Source organism: Nocardia sp. CA-151230, from assembly GCF_050942175.1.
Lineage (GTDB): Bacteria > Actinomycetota > Actinomycetes > Mycobacteriales > Mycobacteriaceae > Nocardia.
The window spans coordinates 5,487,689-5,514,020 of record NZ_CP192061.1 but is presented as its reverse complement, the minus strand read 5'-3'; the positions used below and the strand labels follow the sequence as shown (position 1 = coordinate 5,514,020).

Annotated in this window: 23 protein-coding genes; 14 read left to right on the top strand and 9 right to left on the bottom strand. The window is 69.2% G+C overall.

The annotated features are described in order from the left end of the window. Nucleotides 1-86: 86 nt before the first annotated feature. From ACQP1O_RS26175 to ACQP1O_RS26145, 7 genes are all read left to right on the top strand, one after another. A complete protein-coding gene (locus tag ACQP1O_RS26175) occupies nucleotides 87-1,763 on the top strand; it encodes a fumarate hydratase (protein WP_433561104.1) in 1,677 nt (558 codons plus the stop codon). Nucleotides 1,764-1,888: 125 nt separating this feature from the next. Further along, a complete protein-coding gene (locus ACQP1O_RS26170; protein WP_433567795.1) occupies nucleotides 1,889-2,353 on the top strand; it encodes a M15 family metallopeptidase in 465 nt (154 codons plus the stop codon). A 61-nt stretch (nucleotides 2,354-2,414) separates the two neighbouring features. Further along, nucleotides 2,415-2,954 carry a M15 family metallopeptidase gene (locus tag ACQP1O_RS26165; RefSeq protein WP_433561103.1) on the top strand — a complete coding sequence of 180 codons (540 nt, stop codon included), beginning with the start codon at nucleotides 2,415-2,417 and terminating at the stop codon, nucleotides 2,952-2,954. A gap of 655 nt (nucleotides 2,955-3,609) precedes the next feature. Further along, nucleotides 3,610-4,218, top strand: a complete 609-nt coding sequence (locus ACQP1O_RS26160; protein WP_433561102.1) for a carbonic anhydrase — start codon at nucleotides 3,610-3,612, stop codon at nucleotides 4,216-4,218. Nucleotides 4,219-4,290: 72 nt separating this feature from the next. After that, nucleotides 4,291-4,761 carry a cyanase gene (gene cynS, locus ACQP1O_RS26155; RefSeq protein WP_433561101.1) on the top strand — a complete coding sequence of 157 codons (471 nt, stop codon included), beginning with the start codon at nucleotides 4,291-4,293 and terminating at the stop codon, nucleotides 4,759-4,761. A 127-nt stretch (nucleotides 4,762-4,888) separates the two neighbouring features. Beyond that, complete coding sequence (locus tag ACQP1O_RS26150; protein ID WP_433561100.1) at nucleotides 4,889-6,286, top strand: metallophosphoesterase family protein; 1,398 nt, start codon at nucleotides 4,889-4,891, stop codon at nucleotides 6,284-6,286. Between the two features lie 211 nt (nucleotides 6,287-6,497). After that, on the top strand, nucleotides 6,498-6,770 hold the full coding sequence (locus tag ACQP1O_RS26145) for a hypothetical protein (RefSeq protein WP_433561099.1): 273 nt from the start codon (nucleotides 6,498-6,500) through the stop codon (nucleotides 6,768-6,770). Here the strand turns inward: ACQP1O_RS26145 and ACQP1O_RS26140 are convergent. The 6 genes from ACQP1O_RS26140 to ACQP1O_RS26115 form a co-directional block, all read right to left on the bottom strand. Next, nucleotides 6,764-6,949, bottom strand: coding sequence for a hypothetical protein (locus tag ACQP1O_RS26140; protein WP_433561098.1), 186 nt, complete (start codon nucleotides 6,947-6,949; stop codon nucleotides 6,764-6,766). The genes ACQP1O_RS26145 and ACQP1O_RS26140 overlap by 7 nt on opposite strands. A gap of 241 nt (nucleotides 6,950-7,190) precedes the next feature. Then, nucleotides 7,191-8,384, bottom strand: coding sequence for a hypothetical protein (locus ACQP1O_RS26135; RefSeq protein ID WP_433561097.1), 1,194 nt, complete (start codon nucleotides 8,382-8,384; stop codon nucleotides 7,191-7,193). Nucleotides 8,385-8,724: 340 nt separating this feature from the next. Beyond that, nucleotides 8,725-13,122 carry an SbcC/MukB-like Walker B domain-containing protein gene (locus ACQP1O_RS26130; RefSeq protein WP_433561096.1) on the bottom strand — a complete coding sequence of 1,466 codons (4,398 nt, stop codon included), beginning with the start codon at nucleotides 13,120-13,122 and terminating at the stop codon, nucleotides 8,725-8,727. Then, on the bottom strand, nucleotides 13,122-14,540 hold the full coding sequence (locus tag ACQP1O_RS26125; RefSeq protein WP_433561095.1) for a TIGR02678 family protein: 1,419 nt from the start codon (nucleotides 14,538-14,540) through the stop codon (nucleotides 13,122-13,124). The genes ACQP1O_RS26130 and ACQP1O_RS26125 overlap by 1 nt, the downstream gene beginning before the upstream one ends. After that, the gene (locus ACQP1O_RS26120) at nucleotides 14,540-16,090 is read right to left on the bottom strand and encodes a TIGR02677 family protein (protein ID WP_433567794.1); all 1,551 of its coding nucleotides are present in this window, start codon (nucleotides 16,088-16,090) and stop codon (nucleotides 14,540-14,542) included. Before ACQP1O_RS26120 ends, ACQP1O_RS26125 begins: the two co-directional genes overlap by 1 nt. A gap of 179 nt (nucleotides 16,091-16,269) precedes the next feature. Then, nucleotides 16,270-16,836, bottom strand: a complete 567-nt coding sequence (locus ACQP1O_RS26115) for a GlcG/HbpS family heme-binding protein (RefSeq protein ID WP_433561094.1) — start codon at nucleotides 16,834-16,836, stop codon at nucleotides 16,270-16,272. A 213-nt stretch (nucleotides 16,837-17,049) separates the two neighbouring features. Between ACQP1O_RS26115 and ACQP1O_RS26110 the strand changes: the two genes are divergently transcribed. Continuing rightward, complete coding sequence (locus ACQP1O_RS26110; protein ID WP_433561093.1) at nucleotides 17,050-18,225, top strand: sensor histidine kinase; 1,176 nt, start codon at nucleotides 17,050-17,052, stop codon at nucleotides 18,223-18,225. Beyond that, nucleotides 18,222-18,863, top strand: coding sequence for a response regulator (locus ACQP1O_RS26105; RefSeq protein WP_433561092.1), 642 nt, complete (start codon nucleotides 18,222-18,224; stop codon nucleotides 18,861-18,863). Before ACQP1O_RS26110 ends, ACQP1O_RS26105 begins: the two co-directional genes overlap by 4 nt. A 1-nt stretch (nucleotide 18,864) precedes the next feature. On the opposite strand, the gene ACQP1O_RS26100 is transcribed toward ACQP1O_RS26105, so the two are convergent. From ACQP1O_RS26100 to ACQP1O_RS26090, 3 genes are read right to left on the bottom strand one after another with little or no spacing between them, the layout of a single operon-like run. After that, nucleotides 18,865-20,127 (bottom strand): acyl-CoA dehydrogenase family protein, encoded by a 1,263-nt coding sequence (locus ACQP1O_RS26100; RefSeq protein ID WP_433561091.1) that lies wholly within the window; start codon nucleotides 20,125-20,127, stop codon nucleotides 18,865-18,867. 5 nt (nucleotides 20,128-20,132) lie between these two features. Continuing rightward, nucleotides 20,133-21,137 carry a phosphotransferase family protein gene (locus ACQP1O_RS26095; protein ID WP_433561090.1) on the bottom strand — a complete coding sequence of 335 codons (1,005 nt, stop codon included), beginning with the start codon at nucleotides 21,135-21,137 and terminating at the stop codon, nucleotides 20,133-20,135. Beyond that, nucleotides 21,134-21,409, bottom strand: coding sequence for a hypothetical protein (locus ACQP1O_RS26090; RefSeq protein WP_433561089.1), 276 nt, complete (start codon nucleotides 21,407-21,409; stop codon nucleotides 21,134-21,136). The genes ACQP1O_RS26095 and ACQP1O_RS26090 overlap by 4 nt, the downstream gene beginning before the upstream one ends. Nucleotides 21,410-21,741: 332 nt before the next feature. On the opposite strand from ACQP1O_RS26090, the gene ACQP1O_RS26085 reads away from it, so the two are divergent. The 5 genes from ACQP1O_RS26085 (at nucleotide 21,742) to ACQP1O_RS26065 (ending at nucleotide 26,309) form a co-directional block, all read left to right on the top strand. Then, nucleotides 21,742-22,110: a YidH family protein gene (locus ACQP1O_RS26085; protein WP_433561088.1), complete on the top strand. Its 369-nt coding sequence runs from the start codon at nucleotides 21,742-21,744 to the stop codon at nucleotides 22,108-22,110. Beyond that, nucleotides 22,107-22,514 carry a DUF202 domain-containing protein gene (locus tag ACQP1O_RS26080; protein WP_433561087.1) on the top strand — a complete coding sequence of 136 codons (408 nt, stop codon included), beginning with the start codon at nucleotides 22,107-22,109 and terminating at the stop codon, nucleotides 22,512-22,514. Before ACQP1O_RS26085 ends, ACQP1O_RS26080 begins: the two co-directional genes overlap by 4 nt. A gap of 248 nt (nucleotides 22,515-22,762) precedes the next feature. Beyond that, nucleotides 22,763-24,991 carry a nitric-oxide reductase large subunit gene (locus ACQP1O_RS26075; RefSeq protein WP_433567793.1) on the top strand — a complete coding sequence of 743 codons (2,229 nt, stop codon included), beginning with the start codon at nucleotides 22,763-22,765 and terminating at the stop codon, nucleotides 24,989-24,991. A gap of 2 nt (nucleotides 24,992-24,993) precedes the next feature. Continuing rightward, complete coding sequence (locus tag ACQP1O_RS26070; protein WP_433561086.1) at nucleotides 24,994-25,548, top strand: hypothetical protein; 555 nt, start codon at nucleotides 24,994-24,996, stop codon at nucleotides 25,546-25,548. A 2-nt stretch (nucleotides 25,549-25,550) separates the two neighbouring features. Beyond that, nucleotides 25,551-26,309: a slipin family protein gene (locus ACQP1O_RS26065; protein WP_433567792.1), complete on the top strand. Its 759-nt coding sequence runs from the start codon at nucleotides 25,551-25,553 to the stop codon at nucleotides 26,307-26,309. Nucleotides 26,310-26,332: the final 23 nt, after the last annotated feature.

Sequence of the window (26,332 nt, the reverse complement as noted above, 5' to 3'; positions counted from 1 at the left end):
ATCGGTGGGTACGGGTGGGTCGGTACAGTCACTCTGCTTGAACCGTCGGCTGACCAGCCCCCAGCCCTGCTCGAGGAGTCCGATTCGTGACCGCGCCTGATTTCCTGTACTCGGATCTGCTGCCCATCGGTACGGACGAGACGCCGTACCGGCTGCTCACCACCGAGGGCGTGAGCACGTTCGAGGCGGGTGGGCGGACCTTCCTGCAGGTCGAGCCCGAGGTGCTGCGCATGCTCACCGCGGAGGCGATGCACGACATCAGCCACTACCTGCGGCCGGCGCACCTGGCGCAGCTGCGCAAGATCATCGACGACCCGGAGTCCAGCGGCAACGACCGGTTCGTCGCGCTGGATCTGCTGAAGAACGTCAATATCTCCGCGGGCGGCATCCTGCCCATGTGCCAGGACACCGGCACCGCCATCGTGATGGGCAAGAAGTCCGAGGGCGTGCTCACCGGAGCCGATGACGCGGAATGGATTTCGCGCGGTGTGTTCGACGCGTACACCAAGCTGAACCTGCGCTACTCGCAGCTCGCCCCGATCACCATGTGGGATGAGAAGAACACCGGCAACAACCTGCCCGCGCAGGTCGAGTTGTACTCCAACGCAGGCGATCCCGCGCACCCGTCCTACAAGTTCCTGTACATGGCCAAGGGCGGTGGCTCGGCCAACAAGTCGTTCCTGTACCAGGAGACCAAGGCGATCCTGAACCCCGATCGCATGCTGGAGTTCCTGGACGAGAAGATCCGCTCGCTGGGCACCGCGGCCTGCCCGCCGTACCATCTGGCGGTCGTGATCGGCGGCACCTCGGCCGAATTCGCCCTGAAGACGGCCAAGTACGCCTCGGCGCACTACCTGGACAACATGCCGACCGAGGGTTCGATGGCCGCGCACGGCTTCCGCGACCTCGAGTTGGAGGAGCAGGTCTTCAAGCTGACCCAGTCCTTCGGCATCGGCGCGCAGTTCGGCGGCAAGTACTTCTGCCACGACGTGCGCGTGATCCGCCTGCCGCGCCACGGCGCGTCCTGCCCGGTCGCCATCGCGGTGTCCTGCTCGGCCGACCGCCAGGCGCTGGCGAAGATCACCCCCGAGGGTGTTTTCCTCGAGCAGCTGGAACGTGAACCGGCGCAGTACCTTCCGGAGCAGACCGACGCCATCCTCGGCGGCGACGTCGTCAAGATCGACCTGAACCGGCCGATGTCGGAGATCCGCGACGAGCTGTCGAAGTACCCGGTGAAGACCCGGCTCTCGCTGACCGGCCCGCTGGTGGTGGCGCGCGACATCGCGCACGCCAAGATCAAGGAGCGCCTCGACGCGGGCGAGCCGATGCCGCAGTACATGCGCGACATGGCCGTCTACTACGCCGGTCCCGCCAAGACCCCCGACGGCTACGCGTCGGGTTCCTTCGGTCCCACCACCGCCGGTCGTATGGACTCCTACGTCGACCAGTTCCAGGCGGCGGGCGGCTCGCACGTCATGCTCGCCAAGGGCAACCGCTCCGCGCAGGTCACCAAGGCGTGCAAGGAGCACGGCGGCTTCTACCTCGGATCGATCGGCGGTCCCGCCGCGCGGCTCGCGCTGGACTGCATCAAGTCCGTGGAGGTCCTCGAATACCCTGAGCTCGGCATGGAAGCCGTGTGGAAGATCGAGGTCGAGGACTTCCCCGCCTTCATCGTCGTCGACGACAAGGGCAACGACTTCTTCGCCGAGACCTCGAAGCCGATCGCCCTGCGCGTGCGCGAGCGGTCCAAGGAACGCGTCTGACGCGAGGAGGCATGCGAATGCGGAGGGCCCACCGGATCGAAACTCGGCACCACCCCGATCCGGTGCCTTCCGCCCGGCGTCGCGGCGGCCGCTACGCGGTCCTCGCGCTGGCCGCCGGGGCCGGAATGCTGTGCGGCGCACTGCCTCTCGGGCACGCCGCACCGACGAGTCCCGCCGTGATCGGCGGCCCGATCGCCACCCCGGTTGCGAGCGAGACCGACGGCTTGGATCCGTGGCTGGCGCTGGCCTACAAATTCGCGCTCGCCGAAGCACAGGGTCGGGACGTGCCGCTGTGGATCGTCTCCGGCTACCGCAGCCCCGCCGAGCAGGAAGCCCTGTGGGAGGACGGAATTCGCACCTATGGCAGCCCCGACGCCGCCCGCCGCTGGGTGCTACCGCCCAGCGAATCCACCCACGTCACGGGCCAGGCCATCGACGTCGGCCCGCGTGAGGGCGCGGCCTGGCTCGAGGCGAACGGCAACCGCTGGGGTCTGTGCCGCATGTACGACAACGAATGGTGGCACTTCGAACTGGCCACCCTCCCGGGCTTCGCCTGCCCCGCCCGCCTGCCCGACGCGAGCAGCCGGTGATCGTGACCGTCGAGCCGGGAGACAAGTGGATGCGTGCGCAGAGCCCTGACCTGTCGACCACTTGGCGGCGACCGCCGGGAACCCGCAGAGCGACCGCCGTGGCCGTCCTGGCCGGCGCCGGTCTGATCGGTGGTTCACTCACCGCGGCACACGCTGCCGCCCAACAGCTTTCGGACGCGACACCCACCGGCGCGGGCCTGCCCGCCGCCCAGGCCATCGCCGCGGGCGCCGACGGCCTGGACCCCCGCCTGGCCGCGCCTACAACGCCGCCGCCACCGAAGCCCACGATGCGGGCGTCTCGCTGTGGATCACCTCCGGCTACCGCACCCCCGCCGAACAGGAAGCCCTGTGGGAGGACGGCCTCCAGACCTACGGCAGCCCCGAAGCCGCCCGCCGCTGGGTCCTCCCCCCGGACGAATCCACCCACGTCACCGGCGAAGCCATCGACGTAGGCCCCCGCGAGGGCGCACAGTGGCTGGAGGACAACGGCTCCCACTGGGGCCTGTGCCGCATGTACGACAACGAATGGTGGCACTACGAACTCGCCACCACCCCCGACGGCCCCTGCCCGTCCCGCCTCCCCGACGCCGGCGACCGCTGACCGCCTCGTCCCACGGGGCATGGGCACGCCGGCACCGAGGGGCGAGGTCGATGCCCGCCCACCGTTTTTCGACTGAGCGACAACCAATTGCGTTGTGCGCGTGAATCATTGCGCACGACCCCGACTCGCGCTACCGCTCGGCGCTCACGTAGGTGAGTGCAACTCTGTCGTGCCGGGGCCGTGACGCCCCGGGCCGCCTCGGGTGCAGGACAGCGCGCACGCATCGTCCACGCGCCACCTGACAGCACTCCGTACCGCGTGAGGTGGCCCACCCGGTGAAGCGGGCCTTGCGCCGGTCCCGTTCCCAGGCCGGAGAACAGGTCGAGGAGGGGCGCATGCGGCGGCGAATGGCGGCGCTCCTGGCGATCGGCCGAGGATGGGTAGGGGAACGTGAAAGGCTGCTGACCCCATCGGCCGGTCCCGGCGGCCCAGGCCATGGGGTCGCGGGCGAATCGGCTGCTCAGGGTTGGGTTCGGGTGTTCCGCTCCGGAATACGCGGGGACGGCAGCGACGACGCAGTTCGGGTGTCGAGCACCAGCTATAGATTACAGTAATCGATAGGATCGATATCAAGTCTTGGACACTATATCTACAGCTCAGGCACAGTGGAGCAGGTCGGCCCAGATGGGTCGTCGACCCTCGGAGAGGAGTTCCCATGCCGAACCTCGCAGCCGGTCTCGGGCGGTTCCAGCGCGATGTCTTCCCCGCCAAGGCCGGGCTGTTCGCCCGTCTCGCCGGTGACCACCGGCCGGGCGCGCTGTTCATCGGGTGCTCCGATGCCCGCGTGGTGCCGGAACTGATCACCTCCGCCGAGGCCGGGGAACTCTTCGTCATCCGCACCGCCGGCAATCTGGTGCCGCCGCACACCCCGGGCGCGGCGGACGGTGTGGTGGCGAGCATCGAGTATGCGGTGGGTGTCCTCGGTGTCACCGACATCGTGGTGTGCGGGCACTCGGCCTGCGGCGCCATGACCGCGCTGTCGGAGGGGCCGGACCTCTCGACGCTGCCCGCGGTCGCGGGCTGGCTGGGGCACGCCGACGCCGCCCGGGCGCTCGTCGACCCCGACATCACCGGTGCCGCAGCGGTATCCGCGCTGGTTCGCCACAATGTGGTGGCACAGTTGGCCAACCTCGCCACCCATCCTGCGGTGGCCCGGGCGCTGTCCCGGCGGACCCTCACCCTGCACGGCTGGGTGTACGACATCGGCACCGGCCGCGTCGAGGCGCTCGGTGCCGGGGGCGAGTTCAATACTCTCGCCGCCTGATTCCCCGTTCTCTCCCAATTCCGACCTCCGATTTCGCATCCGCGAAACGGTTTCCCGAAAGGAGGCACCGCCATGGTGCACGCACAGTTCGATCCGACCGCCCGTGAGGCGCTGGCCGATGACGCCGTCGCCGCCAAGATCGCCAAGGACCTGACCTGGCAGCAGATCGCCGACGCGGCCGGCCTGTCGGTCGCCTTCGTCACCGCCGCGGTGCTGGGTCAGCACCCGCTGCCGGAGAAGTCCGCGCTCGCGGTGGCCGAACTGCTCGAGCTCGACGACGACGCCGCCCGGCTGCTGCAGACCATCCCGCTGCGCGGCTCGATTCCCGGTGGCGTGCCGACCGATCCGACCATCTACCGCTTCTACGAGATGCTGCAGGTCTACGGCACCACGCTGAAGGCCCTGGTGCACGAGCAGTTCGGGGACGGCATCATCTCCGCCATCAACTTCAAGCTCGACGTCAAGAAGGTCGCCGATCCGGAGGGCGGTGAGCGCGCGGTCATCACGCTGGACGGAAAGTACCTGCCCACCAAGCCGTTCTGAGGCCCGGCCGCCCGGAGATGACCTGAATGTCCGGAATCGGAAGCTGATCGGTCATGTCCGGGCACCTGGCGGTTCAACTGGTGACCGTACCGTCGCGGCTGAGGGATCACGGCGGACGGAGATTGTGATGCTGGAACCGCGACTTCGGACCATGTGGCTGGCCAACGCGGCGAGCGGGGCAGCGGCCGTCGCCGTGCGCACACCGCGCCCGGTGTTCGCCGCCCAGGCGCGGCGGGCGCAGCGCGAGGCCGTGGTGGCCTCGGATCTGGAAGTCGTGACGGTGACCGATCATTCGGCCGTCATCACCTGGACGACCCGGACGCGGAACCGGGCGGGGCGGCTGCGGCCCGCGCCCGCCGACACCGAGCTGCGCATCGCTCCCGCCGACGGGCGCGGCGTGGCCCGTGCCCAGGTCTTCGAGGGCATGCGAACGGCGTACCACTACGCCGAGATCCGGGATCTGGAACCGGGACGCGCCTATCGATTCGAGGCGTACTCCGACGGGCAGCGCGCGGTACCCGCCCGGACGCTGGTGACGCGACGGTCCGGAACGCCCGAATCCACCGGCATTTTCACCACCTTGACGCCACCGCCGGGGCGACTACTGCGCACCCTCGCCCTGGCCAACGACCTGCACTATGGCGAACCGGCCAGTGGGCTGTTCGCGGGATTCTTCGAAGGGCTGCGGCACAGTACCGACGAGTATCCGGAGTTCATGCTGCAGGCCATGCTGGAGGATCTGCGCCTCCCGGATCGCGGGGCGGACCATCTGGTGGTCGCGGGCGATCTGACCGATTCGGGAACGGCCGAGCAGTCGCGTGGAGTCCGGGACAGTCTGGACCAGTGGGGCAATCTGGGCCGGGATTACTTCGTGTGCAGGGGAAATCACGATGTCCGGCCACCGGAGGAGACCGACCACTGGGGTGAGGTGTTCCATGCCCGGGACCGGCTCGTCGAATACTTCGTGGGCGGGCTGCGGCTCATCGGACTCGACACCACCCGGGCGCGCGGCGCCGGCGGCACCCTCGACCCGGCCGAGCTGGCCCACCTGCGCGAACTGCTGCTCGGCGAACCCGACCGGCCGACACTGGTCTTCGGTCACCACCCGGTGACCAGGCATGCGGCGGTGAGCAATCCGGGCGGGCCCGGCTTCGTGCTGGACCGGTTCAACGCGGCTGCGCTGCACGCCCTCTACGCGGCTGCGCCCGGGGTGTTCCTGCACCACAGCGGCCACACGCACCGGAATCGGCTGAGCCGCCCCGATTCCGGGATCGGTGTGGAATTCCTCGAGGTGGGCGCGGTCAAGGAGTATCCGGGCGGGTACACCCTGGTGCGGATCTACGAGGGCGGCTACATGGTGAACTTCTGCAAGACCAGGTCCGAGGCGGCGCGGCGCTGGAGCACGCGCACCCGCAGCCAGTACCTGGGCATGCACCCCGATCACGCACTGGGCAGTTTTGTCGATCGCAATCATGTCGTCCGGCGTGATTTCTCCGGCCTGTGCGCGGAGCCCTCAGCGAGTTGACCAGCAACACACCGGTTGACGCACCGGTAGGTCCGGTCAATACGCCCACAATTCCCGTGCTGTTCGGCATACTGCCTGATGCGAGTGCGCGCCAGCCCACCTGGATGAACTACCCAGGCTCGATCGGACATCGCGATGTCCCTTCGTTCACCGCTGTGCACGTGCCGCGGGTTCGGCATCCCGGGTTCGGCACTTCTCTAGCAACGGAGGCATGGTGGGCAGGCAGGGCAGGCAGTACCGTACGAATCACGGCACACTCCAGCACCAGCGCCCGCCCGTTCGCGTCACCCAGCGCCCCGCCCAACCCGACCGAGATGTCGTATTCGCTGCCAGCTGGCTCATTTTCGAACTGCCCACCGCGGTACTGCTGGCCGTCTTCGTCGGCACCGGCTGGCTCGGCTACCTCCAGCACGCAGGCACCCCGGCCCAGCCGCGCTCAGCGGTAGTGGTGCCCGCCGATGCCGCCCGTCCGGGCGCTCACTGAGTCGGTTCGGAACCCGACCGGCGATCCCGACCGTCGCTCGCCGCCGCCGCGATCACCGCGAGACCGATTGCGCCACCGAGCGTCCGGGTCACCTTCACCAGCCCGGACGCGATGCCGTGCTGCGCGAACGGCACACGGGTGACCGCGGCCGCCGTGATCGGCGCACTGGAGCGGCGCATCGAGCATGCCCGGCGACCAAGGGTCTCGTCGAGTACGCGCTGAAGTGCCCCAGGGCCTTTCAGGACTTCCTGCACGCCCGGGAGCGGATGCGGTCTCCTGCATTCCCGGACGGACTGCTGTCAGCGCCGGAGCAGCCCCGAAACGACGCCACCCCGGTGCCGCTGGCTGCGGGTCACCGGGGTGCCGGCGGGCGGATCGGCCGAAGCTGGTGCAGCGGCGGCCGATTCGGCGCGAAGGGTGTCAGTCGTCGAGGGAGCTGCCGTTGCGGGAGCGCGACGCGGCGCGGGCGCGGCGGCGGGCGGCCTGCAGTTCGGCGAGTTCCTGCTCGAGGGTCTCGGCGATCCGGAACTGGCCGGTGTCATAGACATTCAGCGGCGGTACCGGATCGGCCAGATCGGCGAGCGGGGAACGGTCGTCCTCTTCTTCGGGCTTGCGGCTCTTGCCGGTGGCGGAGCGGCGCTCCTTGTCGGCGGGTTTCGCGGTGTCCGACTGGCTTTCGCTCCGGGCAGGTCGGGGCTCGACCACCTGGGCTTCGGCATCGACGGTCTTCTCGGGCTCAGCGGGAGCCGCGGGAAGGGCCGGGGTGGGAGTCGGCACCGCCGAGGGGGAAGGGCGGCCGGGCCAGGAGACGACGGTGGGCATGGAGCGGCGGATTTGTTCGCCCGGGTCCGGCAGATCCCGGATCTGGTCCGTGGCACGCACGATGGCCAGACCGTACCGACCGGCCGCGGCGTTGTGGATCAGCAGCGCCACACCGATCATCACCGGTGCGATGGCGTGCACGGCCACCTCATACCAGCTGCCGTTCTTCAGGTACGGGTAGGTGTTGAGCATGACGGTCAGGCCCAGCAGCGCGAATTCGGCCACCACCACCTGGCGGCGGCTGTCGATCACACCCCACTCGGCCACCTTGTTGGTGCCGATCATGATGATCACGAGGCAGACGCTGATCATGCCTTCGAGCAGGTAGCTGAACCAGTACAGCGGATCGCTCGCCCCGCCCGGAGCGATGTTGTGCTGCACGTTGACCGCGGACCAGAGCATGCCGGCCGCGACCACACCGGCGAGCGCGCGCTGACTCCACGCCCGATGCTTGTACAGGGACGCCAGTTTGGCGTGCGGGCTCGATTCCCGCCGCTGAGCAGCGATCGCCTTGCGCGCCAGCAGCAAGTCGCGAATGTCGGCCTTCTCAATCTCTATGGTGGTCTGTCGGGCCCGATCGGCCGCTGACGCCGCGGCCTCGGCCTGTTTCCAGCGCTGCGCCCGCTCCTGCTCGCGGATGCGCTCGGCCAGATCGCGCTCGGCAACGAGCTCGGTCTCCGACAGCGCATCGGTGAGAGCGGGATCGTATTGGTATGCCAGCCGTCCCCGGGCCTTCTCGACCCGTTGCGCCAGCTGGGTGACCTCGTCCTCGCGCGGATGTTCGATCGTCAATTGGTCCCCCGTCCAGGGAGTCCCGATGGCTGACAGGTGATTCCGGTAGGCACGGAGAACATTTCTAGTCGATACACGCCCAACCGCGAAACTGTTGATTTGCCGATGGTCCAATCCTTACGGCGCGCCGCGCTGCGACACGCGGAATTGAGTGGGAGTCAGGGCAGTACGAAGACATCGTCCGATCGGCTGTCCAGAGGGGTTGCCGACCGGAGTTCGGGCACCACCATATAGGACTGGGCGGACTATCGCAGGAGCCGGAACCCGCATGGGCGAAGCTGCGTGGACGAAGGATCGAAAGACGGGCGGACGGTGGGAGATTCGGCGCGCGGCTCGGGGGTCAGCTGATCGTCTCGAGCTCCTCGTCCATCGGGATCGCGCCCTCCAGGCCATGGGGGAGGCGGCGGCGGTTGGGGGACCCGAGGGCGGTGGTGAGGTCGGTGCCGTCGTGTTCGGCCAGGAGATCGTCGGAGTCCCAGACCAGCAGGGTTGCGCTGACTGTGTTCTCGGCGGCGGAGTGGGCCAGATCGTAGTGGGCGCAGGCGGGGACGTGGGGGTAGGTGATCCAGAGGTCGTAGCCGGTCATGAAGAGGTCCAGATCGAATTGGACGGACAGGCCGAGGAGTTCGCTGCGGCCGTTGTCGTCGACACCGGCGAAGGCCTCGTCCAGAGCCAGCAGGCGGGGGGCCTGGGGGTCGGCCGAATCGAGCATGACGTGGGCGGCGGCGAAGAGCGGAAGGTGCAGGGACACCGACTGTTCGCCGCCGGAGAGAGCGCTGTGCCGGGCAACGGTGAGGCGGTCCTCGGTGCCGTCGGCGGTGACGATCGTGAACGAGAAGACGCGCCAGGTGCGGTAATCGAGGGTGGCCGCGAGGATCTCGGGGAACGAGCGCTCCGGATGGGCGGCGCGCGCGCTGCGGATCTCCGCGGCGAAATAGGCGCGGATGGTGGACAGGTCCTCGGGGGTGAGTTCGGCGGAGTCGCGGTCCAGGAGCTTGCAGACCGCACGGGCCGGCTCGGCGAGATTGTCCGCCAGCACCCAGTGCACGCCGATGGTGTTGCCGGAGGACATGCGGCGCTGCTTCATCTCCGCGCCCATGCGGGAGATGAGATCGCGGGCGTCGCAGGTGCGTTCGTGGATCTGCTGGGCCAGCCCGGTCAGCAGCGCGTCCTCCAGGATGCGGCGCTCGGCGTCGGTGAGCAGCAGCTCCTGATCGCGACGGGCCGCGCCGATGCGCTCGGCGAAATCGGCCAGGGCGGACAGGCCGTGGTCGTCGTGCACCTGCACCACGGTGAGGCCGTCGGCGGCATCCCAGTGCAGGCGGTAGTCCTGGCGGGCGGCGGTCAGCGCGGCGTCGAACTCCTGCAGGGCGGTGGTGACCGCGCTGCGGGTCGACTTGCGGGCCGCCTCGCCCGCGCGCACCGAAGCGGTTGCGGCGGCGAGATTCTCGAACAGGGCGGACACCTCGGCCGGCAGCACCGTGGGCTCCTGCTCCGGATCGCCGTTCTCGATCCGGTACAGCAGCTGCTCCGGCGTCGACCACGCGGCATCGCTGCTGGGCCAGCGGCTGTCGGCGGGTGCGCCCAGCAGGCTCAGCAGATCCGGGCGTGCGTACGGGGCCAGATGCCGGACGTCGGCGAGCAATTCGGTGAGCGCGGTGCCCAGTGTGTCGTGGGCGGCGCGGTGCGCGCCCTCGGCGGTGCCCACGGCCTCGATGGCCTCGGCCGCGGCCTTGCGGGCGGCCTTCTGCTCCGCGCGCGCCGCCTCGATCTTCTCCCGGGCCACTTCCAGCTCGCGATCGATATCCGCGGCGCCCGCGCCCAGCGCCTCACGCAGCGTCTCCAGTTTGCGCAGCTGCTCCTCGTACCCGGCGCGCGCGGCCTCGGCCTCTTCCGCGAATGCCTCGGCCAGGTCCTTGGATTCCTCGAGCCGGTCCCCGGCCTCCCGGGCCCGCTCGTGCTCGCGCTGATGATCGCCGCGCAAGCGCAGCAGCGCCGTCCCGGCATTCTCGAAATGGCGGACGGCGGCCGCCAGCGCATCCAACTCGGCAGGATCGCGCGGTGCGCGATGATCGGCCGCGATGGCCCGGACCTTCTTGTCCGCGTTGGTGTATTCCGCCACGGCCTGATCCAGATCCCGCTCGGCCTGGCCCGCCGCCTCCGAGCGCGAGCGCAGCATGCCCGCCGCCTCGGCGACGCTCCGCAGCGCGGCGGTGACCGCCGTGGTCCGCGGCAGCGCCTTGGCCGCCGCCGAAATCCGCCCCAGCTCCGCGGTGGCGGCCTGTTCGTCGGCTGCGGCGGTATCGGCTTCGCCCACAGCCGTTTCGACGGCAGCGGCCAGCTCAGCCAGTCGCAACTCGCGCCGGCGCGCGCGGGCGGTGGTGCCGATGAACTCGGCGTCGGCCTTGACGTGCCGGCCGACCTGCACGCCCTGCCGGAATCGGCCGTCGGTGGCGATGGTGAGCTGCCCATCCGCGCCGACAGGCTGTGCGTCGGCCCCGGAAACAGTGTGCCCCTTGCCATCCGCGCCGCCGGCCGTGATCGATTCGGCGGCATCGACCGTCCCGGACGTGTTGGCAGCTGGGGCGTTCGCGTCCGGGGTGGAGACCTCGTGCAGCGCGATGGACGCCAGAATGCCGGAGATGATCCGGCGCGGCACGGTCAGCGTGTCCGAATCATCCTCGACGACAAGCACATCGGCCAGCGTGCGGCCGGTGGGGCGCAATTGCCGCGGCAGCGGTGTCAGGAACTGGTCGGAGGCATGGTCCGGCAGTTCGGCATCCGCGCACACCCAAGCGTCGAGCAGGTTGGCGGCCTGTAGCGCAGCCTCGATCCCCGCTGCCTCGTGCGCACCGACGCCGTCGGCGAAACGCACCAACCGCCACAGCGGCGCGCCGCTCCGATCCGGTCGCACATCGATACGCGCCGCGAAAGCCGGTGGCGCGTCGTCCCGTTCGGCCGCGACCCGCTCCCGCTCGGCGCGCAGTGCGCCCGCCCGTGCGGTCGCCTGAGCCGCTCGCGTCCGCGCCTCCTGCCGCCGCGCCCGGATCTCCTCGGTCAGCGGCTCGGTGCGTTCGGCGAGCACTTCGGCCGGGGTGGCCGGAGCGGAGCTGTCGTCGGATGCGTCGCCGCCGGACCTGGCGCCTTTCGTGCCGCTGCTTTCCGGGCGCGGGGCATGCTCGGTGCCGACCTGCCCGAAGGCGTCGTCCAGTGCCTCGAACAGTCCCGTGCGAATCGGCGCGTAGACCTCGCGGTGGGTGTCCCACCAGTCGCGCAGGGACACAGCGGTGTTCGACCGGGCCAGGGCCACTCCGGCTTCGGCCTCGGCCAGTTCGGCGGCGGCGGAATCGCGCAGCTCCACCGCGCGCTGTGCGGCGCGTTCGGCCCGGGTGCGCTCGGTGACGGCCTGGTCGACCAGGGTGAGGGCGCGGCGGACGGCGCGGATGTCGGCGTCGCGCTCCTCGGCGTGGGAGTGGACGGTGGTGGTGAGGTGCTCGGCGCGGGCCGACTCGGGCAGGGTCGACCAGCCGATGCCGGCTTCCTCTGCGGCGGAACGGAGTTCGTCCTCGCCGCGGGACAGCGCGGAGGCGGCATTGGTGACCGCGGCCCGGGCGCGTTCGGATTCCTCGAGCCGCTGGTCCACGGTCTGACGGGACTTGAGGGCCTTGTCGTTGTGCACGGCGGCGGAGGTTTCCAGCCGGCGGACGGCGCCGGCGAGATCGTCGAGCTGCTGCTTGCCCTCGTAAGCGCTGGAACGCTGGAGGGTTTCACGGTCGGCGAGAGCCTGCTCGTAGGCGCGGTCGGCGTCCTCGGCGCGGGTCTCGGCGGCCGCCCGCTCGGTGTCGCGGCGCTTGCGCAGGGCGGCGGCCGCGTGCAGGGCGGTGCTGGAGTGGGTGACCGCGTCCAGGCGCACCCGCACCTGGTCGATGTCCGTCTTCGCCTGCACTGCTAGGTATTTGCGGTAGACGTTGACGAAATCGCGGGTCGCGGTGTCGGCCTGGACCAGGCCCTCGAGGGTGCGCCCGACCTCCTCCATATCGCTGAAGGAGCGGGCGGCGTCCAGGATGAGCTGCTCGTCCAGCGGGCGCAGGCCATCGGTGAGCGCCTGCGAGAGACCACGCGGGTCCAGATTCTTGGCCAGCTGCGGGCGGCGCAGTGTCAGGATCAGATTGATGAGCTGGTCGTAGCGCTGCTGTCCGAGCCCGAACATGCGGGCGTCGATGGCCGCCCGGTACTCGACCGGCCGGTCCACGATGGCATCGGAGCCGATCTGCTCGGCCAGCTGCTTGCGGGTCAGCGGCCGGTCGTCGGGACCCAGCAGCGAGAAGTCCACGCCCACCCGGCCGTCGGCGACGAAATACCAGCGGGTCACCTTGTCGTTGGAGCGGGTGGCGCGCATGCCGATGCCGATGGTCACCGTCTCCGGCTCGGTCCAGCTGCCGCGCGCGAACTCCATCCACACGTACGAGTAGGCCGATTCCTGCTTGCGGTACAGCAGATTCGACTTCATGGTGCGTTCTTCACCCGCGAACGGATTGAGCCGCCGCGGCTCGATCCGCCCGTCCAGCACGAACGGGAACAGCACCTCCAGGGCCTTGGTCTTGCCCGAGCCGTTGGGCCCGCGCAGCACCAGCCGCCCGTCGGCGAAGCAGAACTCCTGATCGCGGTAGTCCCACAGGTTGATGATGCCCGCCCGGGTGGGGACGAAGCGCACTCCACCGTGAATGTGGTCGGCCATCAGTTCCCGGATCCCTTCTCTGTCGAGCTGTCCGCAGGCACGGCATTCGCGCCGAGTTGTGTGGGGGAGATGAACAATTCGGTTTCCGCGCGAGTGCGGATGGTGACGATCGCGCCCCGGTACCGGGCCAGCGCGGGCAGGATGAGCAGGCCGCCGTCGACCGGCTCCACCAGCCGCAGCCGTGCCAGCAGCGAGACCGCCTCGGCGGTCAGGCCCGGCACATCGGCCTGCCACTGGGCGGCGAAGGTGTTGCCGTACCGGTCGGTCAGCATCTGCACGGTGTCGCGGATCCACGGCGACTCGAGGAACGGGAAGTCGGCGATCTCGGGCTCGGTCGCTTCCGCGTCCGAATCCTCGTGCGGCCCGCAGACATCCATCGGATCCGCGAGCGGTGTGAACACGGTATTCGACGGAATGGCGGTGTCGAGCTGCTGCACCAGATCCAGCAGCGGACGGTCCGGCCGCGGCCGGCGTTCGACCGGATTGTCGATGTCCAGCACCAGATCCGCGATCTCACCCGCCAGCAGCAGCGCCACCTGCGCGAGCGTGCCCGTGCCCGGGAACCGCACATCCGACAGCCGCCCCGAACTGTCGATCAGCGCAACGCCTTCCGCGCGCCGCTCGGCTCGTAGCCCGGTGAGGGACTCGACCTCGGCGACCAGCTTCTCCTGCGCCAGCAGTGAGCGCTGCGGCTCGTCGAGCTCGTCGGCGTAGACCACGGGCTGCTCGACCAGGGCGCGCCGGACCTCGCGTGCCGCCAATGCCATGGCAGGGGAACGGGTATCGGATCCGCCCGCCTCCTCGCCGAGCAGTCCGGTGACGCTCTGGAGATGCTGCAGCGCCCGCGGTGGCCGGAACAGCGCGAAGACCACCGACCGGTCGATGTCGTAGAGCGCCTCACCGGCCTCCGGGTCGCTCGCCCAGCCCCCGGCGTCGCCGTCGGCCAGGGTGACCGCGCCGCGCGCCGCCAGCCAGCCGACCGCGTCGACGAACGCATCCCGATCCGCGGCCCGATCCGGCGCCAGCTCCAGGCCCTCCACCCGTTCGGTGTAGGCGGCCACCTGATCGGCCAACTCCGACAACGTGATCTGATCCCCGGCCCGGCCCAGCGCGGCCAGGGCCAAGGCGAGATAGGCGTAGCGGCGGCGATCGAACAGCCGGTCACCGCTGGTCCGCGCGGGCCGCCCGGCGTCGAGGCGATCCAGCACCGGGAACAGCCGCGCCGTGGTCTCGGTGACCTCCAGCCGATACCCGAACAGCTCGGCGAGATCCTCCCGCAGCTCCGTCGCCCACCGTCGCAGCAGCGGCAGCGCAATACGATCCGGATACGTGCGGGTGACCAGGTGATTGGCCAGGATCACCCGCGCCGCACGTTGATAACTGTCCAGCGCGAGCGAATCGATACTTCGCGCGTGCATCAGCCCACCTCCCCGGCGCCGACAGCCCCGCCCGCGGGCGTGACCGACGGATCCGGCCGATTCGACTGCGCAGCAGGGGGTTTGCGACCACGCACGGCAGTGGTCTCGCGAACCTCGAGTCGCCGGTTGTTGAGGTGCAGCACGCCCTTGGACGTACGGACGAGCGTGGACCCCTCGTGCTCGGACACGGTGAGTGTCACGCCGCTGTCCGAGCCGGAGGTACCCGGCACCCGCCCGCTCACCGGCACCCACGCGGTGGACGCGGCGTCGAGCAGTTTGAGCAGCACCTCGGTTTCGCCCTCGTCCAGCTCCCGGTCGTAGAGGTCGGCGGCGGCCAGCGAGCGTGCGGCCTCGGCGCGGGCGCGCTGGGCATCGAGCTGCGCCTGGCGCAGTCGGCGAATCCCCGCGTCATTGCGCTGCAGCCGGGCGGGCGCACCCGGTGTCGGCGGCCGCCCGGTCTCGGCCAGGGTGCGGGCGATCTCCAAGGGTGGTGCGTCCCACCAGGATCGGATGGCCGGAATCACGTCGGCGTCCGGGTGCTGCATGGCCAGATGGCGGGGACGGCCCAATCCGAAGACGGCGTCGTACAGCGCGTGCGCGGCCTCGGTGGTCGGGGCGGCGGTGAACCATCCGGCGAGGTGTCGCAGCGCCGATTCCCGGCTGACTCCGCCCTTACGGGTCTCGGTGACTCGTCGCAGCAGCGAGAGCACGGCCGCGATGGCGCTCATGGTCGCTTCGCGCAGCCGCTCGCATTCGGTGAGCCCGCCCTCGTCGTCACCGATGAACCAGCCCCGCAGCCCCTGCCAGCGCGCCCGCCAATCCGCTTGGCGCTCAGCGGTATCCAGCAGCACCCGCTCGTCGCAGCGGGCCGCGCGTTCGATGAGATCCTCGACCCCGGTGTTCTCCACCTCGCGAATGGCGATGGCCAGCCGCGGCGCGAAACGTGCCAGGTCCATGGAGAATTCGCGCATGTGAGCCAGCAGCGCGTCCTTGTGCGCGAGGAAGGCTTCGGGGGTGGCCTCGGTGGTCCGCACCAGATCGCCGAGCGTGAGATAGAAATGCGCCGCCCGCTCGGCCAGATCCGACAGCGCCCGGTCCAGCCGGTTCAGCACCCGGTAGACGCGCGGCGCGTCCGCGCTCTTGTTGGCCTCGGCGAGGGTGTGCAGATCGGCCAGCAGCTCCGGCAGCACCAGCCGCGAGAGCGCGGCCTCGTCGAGCCGCGCCTCCAGCACATCCGAAACCGCCCGATATGCCTGATAACCCGCCTGCGAGAACTGATAGACGAAGTGCCGGTTCCGGTACTCGGCCAGCGTCGCCGCCCGGGTCCCGTCGTAACTGCGTTCCAGCACACCCCACTGGTGCAACTGCTCCAGCAGCGGACCCACCTCGGTGGCGGTCAGCGCGGGCGCGCCCGGGCAACGATCGAGCGTGTCGGCGACGTCCGAGGCGTGCAACAGCACCACGTAGGCGGCGCGGGCGGTGTCGAAGGCCCGCAACACCCACAGGTAATCGGCCCGTTTCTCGGCGGTGGCGAAGGAGAACAGACGCAGCCGGTCGGCGTGCGGAATCTCCTCGGACCCGACCCCCCTCGGGTCGGGCAGCAATCCGTCAGCGGACTCGGTCACCGGGAGAAGGTTAGTACCCCCTCCCGACCGGTTCGGAATCGTGCCGAGTGTCGGCGCGCCCGATCCGGGCCCCCGGTGACCGATTTCGGGTCGGCGATCTCGGGTCAGTTGCCGAGCGCGGCCACACCCGCCTGCGCGAACTTCTCGTCCTGATCACCGCTCGGCGCGCCCGCGACCCCGATGCCCGCGATCGGCGCGCCACCCTTGGCGGCCACCGGGGCGCCGCCCGCGAGGAACAGGGTGCCCTGGATATCGGCCAGATGCGGCGCACTGTCGAGGCGCTTGGCCAGCTGCGAGGTCGGCGCGTTCCAGGAGACCGCGGTGAACGCCTTCTGCTGCGCGGACGAGTAGGACTGCGGCCCGGCACCGTCGCCGCGCAACGTGACGACGGTATTGCCGTCCCGATCCACCACGGCGACCGTCACGTGCTGGTTCTCCTTCACCGCGGCATCCAGCGCGGCCTGCGCGGCCTTGGTGGCGGCGGCAATGGTCAGATGGGTGCTCTGCTGCAGGTTGCCATTGGCGACATCCGCCGCCACCGGGGCCTTGCTGCCCGGATCCGGATCCTGCGCGTTCACCGACACCACGCCGATCACCCCGGCGGCCACGACCGCCGCGGCCGCGCCGCCGATGATGAGGCGCTTGGAGCTGGACTGCTGCGGGGTGGTCATGATGTCCTCCACGGATTCTCGGGTGAAAGCTGTTCGCTGTGTTCGCATTCCAGCTTGCTGCCCAGGTCGGCCGGGCACATCGACGCAGCGGCCAGTAATTCGCGCGCGGTCCGGCTGATCCCCGTATCAACCGATCGGATGACCCCGGAGGCGGGTGGGGCACGGCAGAATGAGGGTGTTTGCCCACGTCGCTGCCGCCGAGGAGGTGCCCGCATGCGGTCTCCGGACCAGGTGAGCGCGCAGCCCCGTGACGACACCCGGTTGCTGGGCACCATCGTGCACAGCGCTTTCTACGTCCTGCTGGCCGCGTCGATGCTGCGCTTCGTGCTCCGCCACCCCGACAGCGCGCGCATGCCGTGGGTGATCGGACTCTCGCTCGGACTGGCCGTGCTCTATGTGCTGAGCGAACTGCGCGCGTCCCGACGCGTGCTGCTGTTCGCGCTGCTGGTGACCGCGTGGGCGGTATTGGTCGTCCTCGCACCGAGTTTCGCCTGGTGCGCGGTCCCACTGCTCTACACCGGCCTGCGGATCCTCCCGCTGCGTGTCGCCCTCGCGCTGGTCGCCGGGCTGACCGCGCTGGTCGTCTTCGCTCAGCTGAAGCTCGCCGGCTGGGCCGACCCCAACCTGCTGCTGGCTCCGCCCGCCGTCGCCGCCCTCAGCACCGCGCTGTTCGTCGGCCTGATCCGTCAGACCGAACGGCAGGGCGTACTCATCGACGACCTGCGCGCCACCCGCCGGGAACTCGCCGCCACCGAACGCCGTGAAGGCACCCTCGCCGAACGGCAGCGTCTCGCCATGGAGATCCACGACACCCTGGCCCAAGGACTTTCGAGTCAGCGCATGCTGCTGCAGGCGGCCGACCGGATCTGGGACAGCGAACCGGACCAGGCCCGCGAGCACGTGCGCAGCGCGGCAGCCGTCGCGGAATACAACCTCGCCGAGGCGCGGCGCTTCGTGCACGACCTCGCGCCCACGGATCTGGCCGCGGGTGGATCGCTGGTCGCGGCGCTGGAGGCGCTGGCCGAACGGGAGAGCGGAGACTCGCTCGGTGTGCGCATCCACGTGGAGGGCGCACCGGTGGGACTGCCCGCGGCCGTGGAGGCGGCGGTTCTGCGAATCGCGCAGGGGGCGTTGGCGAATGCGCGCGAGCATGCCGCCGCGACCGCGGTCACCATCACCCTGACCGACCTCGGCGACCGGCTCGTCCTCGACATCGCCGACGACGGACGGGGTTTCGACCCCGCCGAGACCGCCACCACCGCCGACCGCGGCCACGGCCTGCCCGCGATGCATGCCCGCCTGCGCCAGCTGGGCGGCACCCTCACTGTCGAATCGGCCCCCGGAGAGGGCACCGTCGTCTCCGCCGAAGTCCCCCTGGAGCGGTCGTGACCGAAGCCGAAATCCCTGTCCGCCTGGTGATCTGCGACGACCACGTGGTCGTTCGCGCCGGCCTGCGCGCCCTGCTGGGCAGCACACCCGACATCGACGTCGTCGGCGAAGCGGGTAGCGGCCCGGAGGTCGTCGCCCTCGCCGAGCGACTTCAGCCGGACGTCGTGCTCATGGACCTCCAGCTCGGCGGCGACATGGACGGCATCGAGGCCACCCGCCGCATCACTGCCGGCGGTGGCGTGACCCCGCACGTATTGGTGCTCACCACCTACGACACCGACGCCGACATCACCCGCGCCATCGCCGCCGGCGCGACGGGCTACCTCCTCAAGGCCGAACGCCCCGAGGAGCTGTTCGCGGCGATTCACGCGGCCGCGCAAGGGCGTACGGCACTGTCCCCGCCCATCGCGGACCGGGTGCTCAACCGCATGCGAAACCCGCAGCCCGCATTGACGGCCCGGGAACTGGATATTCTCGGCCAGCTGTCGCAGGGGCTGGGGAATCGGGAAATCGCCCGGGCGCTGCATGTCAGCGAGGCGACGGTGAAGACGCACCTGGGGCGAATCTACGACAAGCTGGGCGTCGACAATCGTGCGGCGGCAGTCGCTGTCGCGAACGAGCAACGGCTCCTGAACTGAGTCAGAGACCCTTGGGCGCAGCCTGCTGCATGAAACCGAAGAGGTAACCGGCCACGCGCCGCATCTGAATCTCCTCGCTGCCCTCGGTGATCCGATACCGCCGGTGATGCCGGTAGATGTGCTCGAACGGCGTGTGACGGGAATAGCCGAGCCCGCCGTGAATCTGCATGGCGCGGTCGGCGGCTTCACAGCACAGCCGGTTGGACCAGTAGTTGCACATGGACACCTGGGCCGACTGCGTGAACGGGCCGTAGCGGTCCATGGCCCACGCGGTCCTGTGGATCAAGGTCCGCAGCATCTCACACTGGGTGCTCAGCTCCACCAGTGGAAACTGGATCGCCTGGTTGGCGGCCAGCGGCGTCCCGAAGGTCTTGCGCTGCTTGGCGTAGGCGATCGACCGGTCGATGCAGTATTGCGCCGCACCGAGGCTGGACGCTGCCTGCCGGAGCCGATTCTCGTTGAAGAAATGCTGGACGACCGCCAGCCCGCGTCCCTCCTTGCCGAATATCGCGTCGGCCGGCACCCGCACGTCCTTCAGGACGACGTGGGCGTGGTCGGTGGGCATATTGAACGTCCACAGGAACTCGGCGATCCGGAAACCGGGCGTGCCGACCGGGACGAGGAAGGCGGTGATACCGACGCCGTCTCCCGCGCTCCCGGACGTGCGGGCGAAGATCAGATCGGCATCGGCGCGATGCATGCCGGTGTTGAAGGTCTTCTCGCCGTTGATGATCCAGGAATCGCCGTCGCGGACCGCCGTGGTCTCCATGAAGGTGGCGTCGGAGCCGTGATCGGGCTCGGTGATGCCGAAGCCGAAGAACTTCTCGCCGGTCGCCAGGCCGGTGATCCACGCCGATTTCTGTGCGGGCGAACCGTATTCGTGCATGAGCAGCAGCCCGACATTGTTGGCGACGACGGCGTGCTCGGTCTGCAGGTCGCAGTGCAGGCCCAGGCCGCGGCGGGCCAGATGCTCGCGGATGACGGCCATATCGAGGTTGGAGCCGTCGCGGCCACCGTATTCGGCGGGATAGGCGTAGCGAAGGTGGCCGGCCGCGTCGGCGCGGCGGCGGGCTTCGGCCAGCAGGTCCTCCCAGTCGTCGCTGGGGAGGCCGCCGCGGTCCCAGTCGGTGCGGGCATCCTCGCGGCGGTGGTCGAAGAAGCGGATATTGTCGCCGGTCTGTTCCAGCGGGACGATGTCGCGGTCGATGAACTCGTCCAGTTCGGCGAGATACTTCCGCAGCTGGTCGGGCAGCTCGAAATCCATGACGGTCACCTCGATCCGGTCGAGCGGATCTGCATGAGCAGATCCCATTCGATCTCGGGAATGCGCCGCCCGCTGGCGGCCATGACAATGCTGGGGACGGTGCCGTCCAGGAACGCGGCCGTTTGCGCGGCCAGTATGGCGCCCCACCCGAGGGTGCAGGCCACCTTCCACCAGCGGAAGCGATCGGCGTCGAAATCGCCACCGGCGCAGGCATATCCGCGTACGAAAGTGGCGCGGTCGGTGAAGCCGCCGAACTCGCGGTCGTCGACGCCGAAGCGCCACATGCGCAAGGCGGACCAGGCGGTGTCGCGCATGGGGTCGCCGAAGCGCTGGACGCCTTCCCAATCCAGCACCGCCTCGATGCCTTCGGGACCGACGATGAGGTTGCCGTTGCGAATATCGGTGTGGATCAGGGTGAGTCGCTCCGGGGGCCCGGGAAGGTGGCGGGTCAGCCAGCGCAGCGCGAGGGCGAAGACGGGGCGGTCGGCGAGCAACCGGGCAACCGACGATTCGGCCTCTCGCAGAAACGATTCGGCGGGATGGCCCACGGGGCTGCCGGGCAGTTCTGGGGAGCCCTTCTCCGGGTCGATCGCATGTAACAGGGCCGTGGCCCGGCCGAGTTGCTCGCCCACGAGGTCGCCGATACCGGCCTGCTGCACCAGCCGCAGGACCCGGCGCGGCACGGTCTCGCCGTCGAGGCGCTCGGACAGCATGAACGGCTCCCCGACATACCCGGTATCGGTGCACACGGCCAGCACGTGGGGGACAGGTACCCCGTGCGCGCGGGCCAGTTCACGTACGCCCGCCTCGACATCGACCGGGAGCAACTGAACACTGCCCGGCACGAGCGTTGCGACCAGTCTCAGCACGCACCCACCGAGATCGGCATCGAAGGCGACATTGCGTCGTCGCGCGCCCGCCGAGAGCGGCCGCAGGTCCGAGATCGTCACCGCGCGGCCGAGGTCCTCGGACAGGAATCGGGCCAGGCCGGCCGTCACGTCGCCGGTCATTCGCCCTCCCAGGCGTCATAGCCGGGTTTGGCGATGGCCAGGTCGGCGCGGACGATCGGAACCAGTACCGCCCACAGCGCCTCGTCGTCGGCCGGCTCGGGCACCTCCGTCGGATCCGCTGCGAGGGTGACTTCCCGCTGCAGCATCCGGGCCAGATGCGCGCCGACGCGGGCCTGATGCCGCAACTCCGGTGGGAGTGCGGGCAGGAGCGTCGTCTCCAGCAGATCCGCGAGCGCGGTCAGCAACTCCGGTGCCGTGGGCCGATACTGCATGGCATGCCTCCGGCCTGAAATCCGTTGTTCGGCAGGTAAACCGCGATGGTACGGGACCACGGGGCGCGATGGCCGTGAATTGCGGGCGAATGCCCGCAGTTGCGGTCGATGTCGGGGCCGCGGCCGGGGCGAACCTGCCGAATCGTGGTTGCCGAGACTTCACCCGAAACGGGCGAGCCTTTCTGCGGCCCCGCCGGTCGGACCGCGGGGCATGCGTCATTTGCGGTGCCCGTCCTGTGTCGAGTATCGAACCCCGTCGCCGATTTCGTGGAATGATCGCCCGTGCTGATCATTTGCGGTAGTCGGACCGCGATCGCGACACCGGACAGGTGGTGACAGTGGAGAACCAACCTCAGGACAGCGGCGATACGGAACACGCGGAACTCGACTACCGGTTCACCCTGGCGAACGAACGGACCTTTCTCGCGTGGATCCGCACCGCGCTCGGTCTGCTGGCCGCCGGTGTCGCGGTGCACACACTGGTGCAGCCGTTCCATCACGCCGGGGTGCGGCGGCTGCTCTCGCTCAGCTGCATCGTGCTCGCGGTCGTGCTGGCCGCCGGCGCGTACACGCACTGGCGTGATGTCCAGGCCCGGATGGTGCGTGGCGAGCCGCTGGGGAACACGATGCTCGTCCCGATTCTCGCGGGCGGCATCGCGATCGTCTCCATCTTCGCGGCGATCGCGACGGTGTGGCCGTGACCGCGCCGCCCACCTATGCCGCCGAGCGCACCGCACTGGCCTGGCGGCGCACCGCGATCGCCGCGATGGGGACCGGGGTGCTGTTCGTCAATCATGCGGCGACCAGCGGGTGGCATCCGGCGGCCATCGCGCCCGCCCTCGCGGCCGTCGGGCTCATGTTCCTCGTGGGGCTCAGCTTCCTGCGCAACAACTCGCTCCACCACGGGCACTGGGCGCACGGGTCTCGGGTCATCGCCATCGCGACGGTCGCGGTGCTGGTGGTGTGCGGCGTGACGCTCGTCATCGGTCTCACCGATCCCGGTAAGCGGCAAGCCTTTTCGATCCCATCCACGTCGGAGATCCCAGCGGTTGCAGGGTCACCGAACCGGGCAGGTTCAGCACCGAGCGGAACCAGCGTGCCCTGAAAGAGCTTCCGTTCGACACAGGCGAGACCGGGTAAATCGCCTGTTTGTGCGACACGCTGGAGAGTTGCCGCGTGTAGTGGGGCGATACCTCCATGATCGACGGGGCGCCCGTGGCGCGAGGTTCTGCGATCAGCGAGTTCTCATCGAACGGAGGATCGAGGGTGAGCAGCGGCACGAAGCGGCAATTGCTTGTCGGCAAGGGATGGATCCAGGCGTGTGTGCTGGTCGCGGTGTTCGGGTTCTTCGTGATGGGTCTGCTGGCATACCGCACCTATTCCGGTTCGGCCCCGATTCCCGAACGGGTGCAGTCTCCGACCGGGCAGACGCTGTTCACCGCCGCCGATGTCAAGCACGGTCAGCAGATCTTCCTGGCGGCGGGCCTCATGCAGTACGGGTCGATCCTCGGGCACGGGGCGTGGCTGGGGCCGGATTACACCGCTGACTATCTGCGCCGATCCGCAGACTTCGCGCTGGAGCAGCGTGGGAACGACGATCGGGCGCGGGCGCACATCCTCGCCGATTTCCAGGCCAATCGCTACGACGAGAACACCGGTGTGCTGGTTTACAGCGCTGAGCAGGCACAGGCGTTCCAGCATCTGGTCGACCACTACGCCGACGTGTTCGGCCGCACCGGAACCGGGCTGGGGCTGCGGCCGGAGCTTCTCACCGATCGGGCGCAGATCCACGACCTGACCGCATTCTTCTCGTGGACTGCGTGGATGTCGGCGGCGCATCGGCCGGGTCACGACTACTCCTACACCAATTCCTGGCCGGCGGAACCTCGGGTCGGCAATAGTCCTACCGCGAATGTGGTGGTGTGGAGCGTCATCTCGCTCATCGCGTTGCTGGGCGGGATCGGATTGCTGTTCGCCGCTTTCGGCCGCTGGGGTAGCCGGCTCGGGTGGAAGGGCCGGGAGGCGGCCACCTTGTCGTTCCGGGCGCCCGGGGACGTGGCGCTGACTCCCGGGCAACGATCCACCCGGTGGTATTTCGCGATCATGGTGATCCTGTTCGGCGCGCAAAGCCTGCTCGGCGCAGCCACCGAACACTATCGCGCCGACGTGGCCAGTTTCTTCGGCCTCGATCTGGCAAAGATCCTGCCCTACAACCTGACCCGCACCTGGCATCTGCAGCTGGCGTTGTTCTGGGTGGTGGCGGCGTTCCTCGCCGCGGGAATCTTCCTGGCGCCCTTGATAGCCCGGCGCGAACCGCGTGGGCAGGGCCGGTTGTCGTACATTCTGCTCGGGGCGGTGGCGGTGGTGGTGTTCGGCAGCCTGATCTGTGAGGCGCTGAGCATCCACGGCAAGGTGTCGTACGGGAACTTCTTCGCCGCACAGCAATTCACCTTCCTCGACCTGGCCCGCGTCTGGCAGATCCTGCTGGTGGCCGGCCTGGCCATCTGGGTGATGATCCTGTGGCGCGGGCTGCGCGGGCGACTGGCCGACGAGCACAAGGGCAATATGCCGTGGCTGTTCTTCCTCGCCGCGCTCGCCATTCCGGTGGTCTACGCGGTCGGGCTGCTGGCGAGGCCGGGCGACAACTTCACCCACACCGAGTTCTGGCGGTTCTGGGTGGTGCACCTGTGGGTGGAGGACTTCCTGGAACTGTTCACCACCGTGATGGTCGCCTATATGTTCGTCCTGCTCGGTGTGGTGCGCGAGCGGGTCGGCATGATCGTCGTCTATCTGGACATCATCCTGTACTCCGCGGGCGGGGTGATCGGCACCATGCATCACCTGTACTTCAACGGAACTCCAGTGGAGCACATGGCACTCGGCGCGGTGTTCTCCGCGCTGGAGGTGGTCCCGCTGACCTTCCTCACCGTGGAGGCGTGGAGCTTCCTGCAACTGGGGTCGAAGCAGGAATCGCGGTCCGCGGCGGAGTTCCCCCACCGGTGGGCGGTCATGTTCCTGGTCGCGGTCGGATTCTGGAACTTCTTGGGCGCGGGCATCTTCGGGTTCCTGATCAACCTGCCGATCGTGTCCTATTACGAGATCGGCACAGCGCTCACCGCCAACCACTCGCACGCGGCGATGATGGGCGTCTACGGCATGCTCGCCTGCGCCTTCGCGCTGTTCTGCGTGCGCTATATGATCCCGGCCCGCAACTGGCCGGACAAGCTGGCGAAAGTCTCTTTCTGGTCGTTGAACATCGGGCTGGCATGGATGGTGTTCGCCACCCTGCTGCCGATCGGAATCCTGCAGCTCTACAAGGCCGTCGACAGCGGATACTACGAGGCGCGCGAGCTGAACTACATTCAGAGCCACGCGAATTCGGTGCTGGAGTGGCTACGCATGCCGGGCGACATCCTGTTCATCGTCGGTGGTATCGCGCCGCTGGCGTGGATCATGTGGCTGGCCGTGAAATACCGTGGCACGGGCGGAACGCCGCCGCCGCAGGACACGAAGATCACCGCCGGCGACCGGCAGGTGCCCGCCGACGAACTGGTACAGCTGACCGGCAGCGAAGGCGAGTGATCGTGGTGCACCCGGCGGTCGAGACTCTGCTGATGGGCGGATACGCGGTGCTGCTCATCGCCACCGCATTCGGCCTGGATCTGTTGGCGCGGCAGATCCATCGGCGTTCCGATCGGCACCGGAACGCCGGATTCCGGTATCTTCCCGAGCACGATTACTGGATGTGCCCGGCGAATGAGCCGTTGTGGCCGCACAGCATCGACGACCAGGCCCGCCTGATCCGCTATCGGGCACGTCCGTCGGTGTGCAACGCTTGCCCGGGGAAACGCGACTGCACCGACTCCGCGGCGGGCCGGGAGATCACCCGGGCCGTCGACCCCTGGCCGCATTCGGAGGCCGGTCGTTTCCATCGGGGGATCGCATTGGTGCTGATCGTGCTGGCCTCCGCGTTCCTGATCATCGCCGCGGCCGTACATCCCAGATCGGCGGATCTGATTGTCCTGGCGCCGATCACACTCGGCTGGGTGCGCGCCGCCTGGGTACTGACCGCCCACTTCCGCCACACACCCGCCGGCTTCCCCACCGGAGTTCCGGTGGCCGAAAGGAGCTCCCGATGATCATGATCGGCGTCACCGCGGCAGTGGCCGCCGCCCTGCTGCTCCCGGTGTCCACCCTGCGCATTCTGCGCGAATACGAACGGGCCGTGGTGTTCCGGCTGGGCCGGCTGCGCCCGCTGCGTGGTCCCGGCATGGTGGCGTTGATTCCCCTTGTCGATCGCATGGTGCGTGTCGACCTGCGCACCATCGCACTCACCATCCCACCGCAGGAGGCCATCAGCCGGGACAATGTGCCGGTCCGAGTCAACGCGGTCGCATACTTTCGCGTCATCGACCCGGTACGCAGCGTCATCGAGGTGGAGAACCACGCCGTCGCCACCTCCCAGATCGCCCAGACCACACTGCGTTCCGTGCTCGGACGCGAGGACCTCGACACCCTGCTGTCCGAGCGCGATCAGCTCAACGCCAACCTGCAGAAGATCATCGACGAGCAGACCGAACCATGGGGTGTGAAGGTCGCCCTGGTCGAGATCAAGGATGTCGAGATCCCAGAGGTCATGCAGCGCGCCATCGCCCGGCAGGCGGAGGCGGAACGCGAACGCCGTGCCCGCATCATCCACTCCCGTGGGGAAGTCGAGGCCGCCGAAAACACCCGCGATGCAGCGCAACTGCTGGCCGCGACCCCGGCCGGCCTCCAACTACGCTACCTGCAGGCGCTCGGGGAGCTGGGAGCCGAAGGCCGTTCCACGGTCGTCTTCCCCATGCCCGTCGACCTCACCGAACCGCTCAAACGCGTGTTGGGTTCCGGGACACTCGAATAGACCCGGTCAGGCTGTCCCTATCC

Excerpts from the sequence above, each read along its gene's own strand:
- ACQP1O_RS26170 (WP_433567795.1), top strand. The coding sequence starts at position 1,889 with ATGCTGTGCGGCGCACTGCCTCTCGGGCACGCCGCACCGACGAGTCCC.
- ACQP1O_RS26160 (WP_433561102.1), top strand. The coding sequence starts at position 3,610 with ATGCCGAACCTCGCAGCCGGTCTCGGGCGGTTCCAGCGCGATGTCTTC.
- cynS (WP_433561101.1), top strand. The coding sequence starts at position 4,291 with ATGGTGCACGCACAGTTCGATCCGACCGCCCGTGAGGCGCTGGCCGAT.
- ACQP1O_RS26150 (WP_433561100.1), top strand. The coding sequence starts at position 4,889 with ATGCTGGAACCGCGACTTCGGACCATGTGGCTGGCCAACGCGGCGAGC.
- ACQP1O_RS26145 (WP_433561099.1), top strand. The coding sequence starts at position 6,498 with ATGGTGGGCAGGCAGGGCAGGCAGTACCGTACGAATCACGGCACACTC.
- ACQP1O_RS26140 (WP_433561098.1), bottom strand. The coding sequence starts at position 6,949 with ATGCGCCGCTCCAGTGCGCCGATCACGGCGGCCGCGGTCACCCGTGTG.
- ACQP1O_RS26130 (WP_433561096.1), bottom strand. The coding sequence starts at position 13,122 with ATGGCCGACCACATTCACGGTGGAGTGCGCTTCGTCCCCACCCGGGCG.
- ACQP1O_RS26125 (WP_433561095.1), bottom strand. The coding sequence starts at position 14,540 with ATGCACGCGCGAAGTATCGATTCGCTCGCGCTGGACAGTTATCAACGT.
- ACQP1O_RS26115 (WP_433561094.1), bottom strand. The coding sequence starts at position 16,836 with ATGACCACCCCGCAGCAGTCCAGCTCCAAGCGCCTCATCATCGGCGGC.
- ACQP1O_RS26110 (WP_433561093.1), top strand. The coding sequence starts at position 17,050 with ATGCGGTCTCCGGACCAGGTGAGCGCGCAGCCCCGTGACGACACCCGG.
- ACQP1O_RS26100 (WP_433561091.1), bottom strand. The coding sequence starts at position 20,127 with ATGGATTTCGAGCTGCCCGACCAGCTGCGGAAGTATCTCGCCGAACTG.
- ACQP1O_RS26095 (WP_433561090.1), bottom strand. The coding sequence starts at position 21,137 with ATGACCGGCGACGTGACGGCCGGCCTGGCCCGATTCCTGTCCGAGGAC.
- ACQP1O_RS26090 (WP_433561089.1), bottom strand. The coding sequence starts at position 21,409 with ATGCAGTATCGGCCCACGGCACCGGAGTTGCTGACCGCGCTCGCGGAT.
- ACQP1O_RS26075 (WP_433567793.1), top strand. The coding sequence starts at position 22,763 with ATGGGTCTGCTGGCATACCGCACCTATTCCGGTTCGGCCCCGATTCCC.
- ACQP1O_RS26065 (WP_433567792.1), top strand. The coding sequence starts at position 25,551 with ATGATCGGCGTCACCGCGGCAGTGGCCGCCGCCCTGCTGCTCCCGGTG.